Here is a 5,620-nt window from a genome sequence, read left to right as displayed (position 1 = left end):
AATTGGTTGCGCCTGGAATATCAATTCCATTATACTGCCATTGGAAGGAATTGTTGAGCGTGTCGGCAGTAGAAAGCACGGCGCCGTTTAACTGAACATTTGGATGGTAATTGTTTCCACAGTACACAGCGGTGATATCTGCAGAAGGGGCCGGACAACCATTAGCGTTAATTGCAACTACGGAATATTCGCCGGATAATTGCACAATCAATGAATCGTTATTGGCACCAGCTACCGGACTTCCATTGTAATACCATTGCAAATAATATTGGGATGAATCGGTGTAAAGAACATGATTGAGTGAATCATAAACAATGTTCGGTGTGCCCGGATAACCATATACGTGAACGGTGTCTACCGAATAAACAAATGGAGTAGGATAAATTACCTGATGCGTAATGCTGTAATTAATTGTCGAGGTTCCTGCAGCACATCCGTTACATCCACTCAACATCACGGTGTGATTACCCATGTAATCGTCGGCACCAAAAAGTATTTCTCCGTAGCTGTCATCCGCTTCCCAAATTTCGAGTACATAGGTATTCGCTGCATTAAGAACTAGATTGGTAGTCCAGCTTACCGGTGGATCCTGATCGCCAATGATGGCCGATTGAAAAATGGTTGTTCCGTTTTCTTTTAAAATAAAATAAGCATCTGCATTTTCGAATGAAGGGAATCCTCCTCCATAATTACTCATGGCGGTAATGGTTAAACCCGTCATGGTATATACATCAATGGTATCCAGATTATCCCATGCCGAATATTCCACAATGTAATTTCCGGGATTGGTGTACACTTGCGGAACAGGATTTTCCAATGAACTCATATTGCCATTACCAAAATCCCAGGAGTATTGAAGTAATCCGGGATTGTTATTGGTAAATCCAACCGTTATTGGCGCGCAACCGGAAGGGTTCGACATGGAAAATCCATTGTTAGAAATCACTGTATTTCCCGGCAATATTTCGATGAAGGATTGAAAGGTAACCGGATATCCGCTAACAATATTTAAATCGGCAACTACGGTTACATCAATGGGATATTGTCCCGGTAACAATGGTGTACCGTATACATTAACACATCCGTGAATATCAACTGCCGGATCGTAATTGCATCCATTAGCATTGTTGGAACATTGCCAGTTGAGTCCGATGGGCAAAGAGATAGAAAGAATGTGGAAATTCAGAAAGGTATAACCCATGGTGTCGGTGGGCAGCACAAATTGAATGTCCTCGCTGTAAAACTGACCTACATGTCCATCCGGTAAAGTATCCGGATCGATTCCCGGAACGGTGAGACTGTTGTTAATGGTACAATTTTGAGCATAGGAAGAGGAAGCCATAAACATCCCCATAAAAGCGAAAAATGCAAGTAGAGCTTTTTTCATAGACGATAGTTTTGTTCAAGGTAATCAATTTAGGAATAGCACAAATCGGGCTTCGACAAATTCCTATATTTTGGAGTACGAATTACCACCTTCGCCAAGGCTTCGGTGGTTGATTCCCATCTTTGCTAAAGCTTTGGTGGTTGAAAATATGCTGACTGGTAGTCTTAAAGGAATAGCAATGGGAAACAAAGTGATTGCTTCTTTTTGAGGACTGCTCTTGTTTTTTTAACTTCGGTAAAAATTGGTGTATGAAAAATAGTCCAACCAGCATCTACCTAAGAGCAAGCGGCATGTTGATGCTGGCTTCTGCTGTTTATGTTTTTCAGTTCACTTCGCTGAATGATCTTTATAAAGGATTATTATTTGGTGTGGGGATCGGTTTATTCCTGTTGTCATTTTTTGGAGGAAAAATGCAGAACGCTTAAGCGGAATGTGATTTTTTCAGATTGTCGAAATAATCTTGCAATGGGTTTTAAACCAACCTTTGCACCATCAATTCTTTTTCATCCTAATTTATTTCCCGGTGTTTCAGATATTGTCCGGAGCTGGAGTATTCGATTTCTACTTCCCGGAAATGAATCAATTGAAAAAAAGCGGAACGGGGCACTTGTATCTTTTTTTCATGCACGATGATGTAAAAAAATAAGTTTTTTTCCTGCTGAAACAAAGGAGTAGAATGTTCTTCCAAAATTTCGGTTTTTCCGGAAGGAGACTGAATAAGGTATTTTATTTTTCCACCACTAGCATCGAAACGGAAATCCACCACAACACCCGACTTTTCAATTTTCCGACCCCTAATTTCTCCAGGCATCCGGAATTTTAGATTAAAATATAGATTACATTTTTTCCATTTTATCAATGGGAACTTTAATTCTTATTATGTCAGAAATGATTAAATCCCATTGTTTTTTTGGAATTTTAATCCGTGTTTGATAGTTAAAGGGAACCAAAAAGGTATAGAGTGAATCAAACTCTTCACCCACAAGCCCGCCATCTGCCGCCACCTGATATCTCCGAAATGCCTTACCGTCCGAATAAACAGTCATAAACCCTGATATATGTTCCGGACAACATGAATATTTTTGAATTGAACTATCTTTTAAATAGGGTTTAATAAGCTCAACTGAATTTACAGATAGAATATAAAAGCTATCTGTTGGCTCTGAGTCCCAATCACCATAATAGTTGCATTTTTGATAAGTTATGCTGTCGTAATTATATATTATAATGTTTGAGTTGTTTTCAATTGTACCCTTATCCTCTTTATTTCTAATCTCATTAGTGTTTTTTGGATTTTGGTTTTGTGTACATGAAACAATAAACACTGTTGATAGGATTGAAAAATTCCACAATCTCATAGGGATTTTCTTTTTAAATATTAACTGGGATTAAAGTTAGAAATTTGAATTGCAAAATATACCATCGTCTTTTGAATAAAATTTCTTTCCCTTCTTAGATTTCAAATTCTATTTATTTTCTTCAAAAAACCGATTCAAAATATTGAACAACATTTTATGATTTTTAGCGCGAATATCTGAAACTGGCTTAATCGCGATTCAGCCGGCCAGGGGACCGATGACCTTCCCAACATTCGTCGGGACGCTCCAGCCAGGGGATCCACCCAGGCTTACATCATCAGGATGGATTGAATCAACCATTCGATATATTTCCTGCTTTTCTTTTTTTTGATCTCAGCTTCCCGCTTCATTGCCTCACTTCTGGTATTGAATTCCTCTTTGTATTTCAATATCCAATCATTCGCAGCTTTAGTTGATTTACTTCCGGAATTTGTGTGTCGGAATAATCGATCATTGAGGTTTTCTGTTTAACCGATGTAATAGCGATCGAGCTCCTTGGAGTAAAGAATGTAAACGTAAAACATAACTGTAAAAAGAAAAATCCCGCAAGTGCGGGATTTTGTTGGTGGAGAATATCGGAGTCCCCGCCTGACCGAAGTCATTCGGGCAGGGAACCGATGACCTCTTGCATGCCACGCAAACGCTCTATCCAGTTCAGGCCTTCAGACTTACATTGTCTTGATCGAGCTAATCAACCATTCGATATTTTTTCTGCTTTTCTTTTTTTTGATCTCTGCTTCCCGCTTCATTGCCTCACTTCTGGTATTGAATTCCTCTTTGTATTTCAATATCCAATCATTCGCAGCTTTAGTTGATTTACTTCCGGAATTTGTGTGTCGGAATAATCGATCATTGAGGTTTTCTGTTTGACCGATGTAGTAACGTTCTAAAGAAGGCGAGTATAAAATATAAACGTAAAACATAACTGTAAAAAGAAAAATCCCGCACTTGCGGGATTTTGTTGGTGGAGAATATCGGAGTCCCCGCCTGACCGAAGTCATTCGGGCAGGGAACCGATGACCTCTTGCATTCCACGCAAACGCTCTATCCAGTTCAGGCCTTCAGACTTACATTGTTTTGACCGAGCTAATCAACCATTCGATATTTTTTCTGCTTTTCTTTTTCTGGCTGTAAAAAGAAAAATCCCGCATTAGCGGGATTTAGTTTAGTGGAGAATATCGGAGTCCCCGCCTGACCGAAGTCATTCGGGCAGGGAACCGATGACCTTCCTGACATTCGTCGGGACGCACCAGCAAGTCGATTGCCCCAACCATTCGACATATTTTCTGCTTTTCTTTTTCTTGCTGTAAAAAGAAAAATCCCGCACATGCGGGATTTAGTTTAGTGGAGAATATCGGAGTCGAACCGATGACCTCTTGCATGCCATGCAAGCGCTCTAGCCAGCTGAGCTAATCCCCCTTTCAACCACCGAAGCTTCAGCGAAGGTGGTAAAATTTATTATTCTCATTCGGAAATTAGTTTGCTGAACCGATGACCTTCCCGACAATACGTCGGGACGCTCTAGCCAGTGTATCATCCAGACCATAAGCGTCTGGACTGAGCTAATCCCCCTCTCAACCACCAAAGCCTTGGCGAAGGCGGTAAAAGAATGGCCAAATTTAGCAAAAATTGATAAATAGAAAAGCGAATGAAGGGAGCATTTTGAAGATTCGGGCTTTGTTAACAGGTGGAGGTTTAAAAGGTGCCGCACGAATACCAGCATTAGGGTATTTCTTTAATCGCAGAAAGGTTGGAAGTTTGGGAAAAGCAATGATTATGGAACAATTAAGGGGCCCGGTAGAAGAATCCTTTTATTACGAGCAAAGGGAGATTACCGAATCATTTATTGGCATGTTGCGTCGGGATCATTCGCTTATTTTGGGAAAGTGCATCCCTGAAATTGAATCGCATTTCGAGCATTTGCTGGGGGCGGGAACCATTGCTGAAACGCTGGCCCTGGCGATTGCCTGGAAGTGGTTTGGCGATTTTCGTTTAAGGTTGCGCGACCATTTTGAAATGGAAGAAAAAATAGTGTTCCCTTATCTGCTTAAAAAATCAATGCCTGCCAATGCGGAGTCGGCCATTGCATTTATGCATGAGCACGATAACTATGAAGAGCAATTACAGGAGTATGTAGAAGCAATTGAAAAAGGGTTATCGCCATTGAAAAACGATCTTGCATTTTCCGTTTTATTGCAAAAATTGAAACACTTGCGTGAACAATTATATTTTCATGGAATACAGGAACATTCCATTATGAAATAAAATTATTTACCGAATTTAAATCGGCCGCTTTGAAAACGGCGAAGGATTTCCAATGCGCGGTTGACCCTCGTTTCAACTTTTTTGCCTTCTGAAATCCATAAACAAATTTGTCGTTTCATACCGGGTGCAAGCGAATGAAATTGCTGCTCCACGTCCGGCTCCATATCGAATATCGACTGCAATTCTTCGGGTATGACTAATTCAGGGACCGTAGGATCAAAACGAATTTGTGCTTTAATTCGATCGCCGGTTTTTACACCAATCGCTTTACGAATTTCTTCTCCCATAATAATGCGATGAAAACCGCTGGAGGTTGGAATCAGAGCGCGACGAAACTGATGTTCTCCCACTTCAAGTAGAACACGAATCATCCCTTTTTTTCCAAAGATTTTTTCCGCATCCTTCGGAAATTCGATATAATGAAAACCTATACCGGATTTTTCTTTATAGAGTTCCGATGTAAAGGAATGAGCACTATGTGATTTACCGGCCATTTTTTTCTAAATATAAACAATCGTGCATTGCATTCCCAATTCCCTTATTTTAGTGCAATGCGCAAATTCCCCTATACAGAAATCCTGGGCTGGTCCGCCAGTCGCTTTGAAATCTT

At 40.3% G+C, this 5,620-nt stretch carries 8 protein-coding genes, 1 tRNA gene and 1 pseudogene; 2 read left to right on the top strand and 8 right to left on the bottom strand.

All coding sequences use genetic code 11. The annotated features are described in order from the left end of the window. Positions 1 to 1,387: PKD domain-containing protein (locus K1X56_14785; protein ID MBX7095984.1), on the bottom strand; the 1,387-nt coding region annotated here is incomplete at its 3' end. 248 nt (positions 1,388 to 1,635) lie between these two features. Here K1X56_14785 and K1X56_14780 point away from each other — a divergent pair. Beyond that, the gene (locus K1X56_14780) at positions 1,636 to 1,812 is read left to right on the top strand and encodes a hypothetical protein (protein MBX7095983.1); all 177 of its coding nucleotides are present in this window, start codon (positions 1,636 to 1,638) and stop codon (positions 1,810 to 1,812) included. An 83-nt stretch (positions 1,813 to 1,895) separates the two neighbouring features. Here the strand turns inward: K1X56_14780 and K1X56_14775 are convergent, their stop codons facing one another. The 6 genes and pseudogenes from K1X56_14775 to K1X56_14750 all read right to left on the bottom strand — a co-directional run bounded on the left by K1X56_14775 (position 1,896) and on the right by K1X56_14750 (position 4,164). Continuing rightward, positions 1,896 to 2,198, bottom strand: coding sequence for a hypothetical protein (locus K1X56_14775; GenBank protein MBX7095982.1), 303 nt, complete (start codon positions 2,196 to 2,198; stop codon positions 1,896 to 1,898). A gap of 25 nt (positions 2,199 to 2,223) precedes the next feature. Further along, the gene (locus K1X56_14770; GenBank protein MBX7095981.1) at positions 2,224 to 2,745 is read right to left on the bottom strand and encodes a hypothetical protein; all 522 of its coding nucleotides are present in this window, start codon (positions 2,743 to 2,745) and stop codon (positions 2,224 to 2,226) included. 269 nt (positions 2,746 to 3,014) lie between these two features. Beyond that, positions 3,015 to 3,269: pseudogene (locus K1X56_14765) on the bottom strand (GIY-YIG nuclease family protein). Positions 3,270 to 3,413: 144 nt separating this feature from the next. Further along, positions 3,414 to 3,668, bottom strand: a complete 255-nt coding sequence (locus K1X56_14760; GenBank protein ID MBX7095980.1) for a GIY-YIG nuclease family protein — start codon at positions 3,666 to 3,668, stop codon at positions 3,414 to 3,416. A 163-nt stretch (positions 3,669 to 3,831) separates the two neighbouring features. After that, complete coding sequence (locus K1X56_14755) at positions 3,832 to 4,074, bottom strand: hypothetical protein (GenBank protein ID MBX7095979.1); 243 nt, start codon at positions 4,072 to 4,074, stop codon at positions 3,832 to 3,834. A 16-nt stretch (positions 4,075 to 4,090) separates the two neighbouring features. After that, positions 4,091 to 4,164 (bottom strand) — tRNA-Ala (locus tag K1X56_14750). A gap of 210 nt (positions 4,165 to 4,374) precedes the next feature. Here K1X56_14750 and K1X56_14745 point away from each other — a divergent pair. After that, positions 4,375 to 5,010, top strand: coding sequence for a hemerythrin domain-containing protein (locus K1X56_14745; protein ID MBX7095978.1), 636 nt, complete (start codon positions 4,375 to 4,377; stop codon positions 5,008 to 5,010). 2 nt (positions 5,011 to 5,012) lie between these two features. On the opposite strand, the gene K1X56_14740 is transcribed toward K1X56_14745, so the two are convergent. Further along, positions 5,013 to 5,504: a DUF1905 domain-containing protein gene (locus tag K1X56_14740; GenBank protein ID MBX7095977.1), complete on the bottom strand. Its 492-nt coding sequence runs from the start codon at positions 5,502 to 5,504 to the stop codon at positions 5,013 to 5,015. Between the last annotated feature and the right edge of the window lie 116 nt (positions 5,505 to 5,620).

It is taken from the genome of Flavobacteriales bacterium, from assembly GCA_019694795.1.
Taxonomy (GTDB): Bacteria; Bacteroidota; Bacteroidia; order Flavobacteriales_D; family UBA2798; genus UBA2798.
The sequence above is the reverse complement of the archived record's forward strand: the minus strand, read 5'-3'. Positions and strand labels throughout refer to the sequence as shown.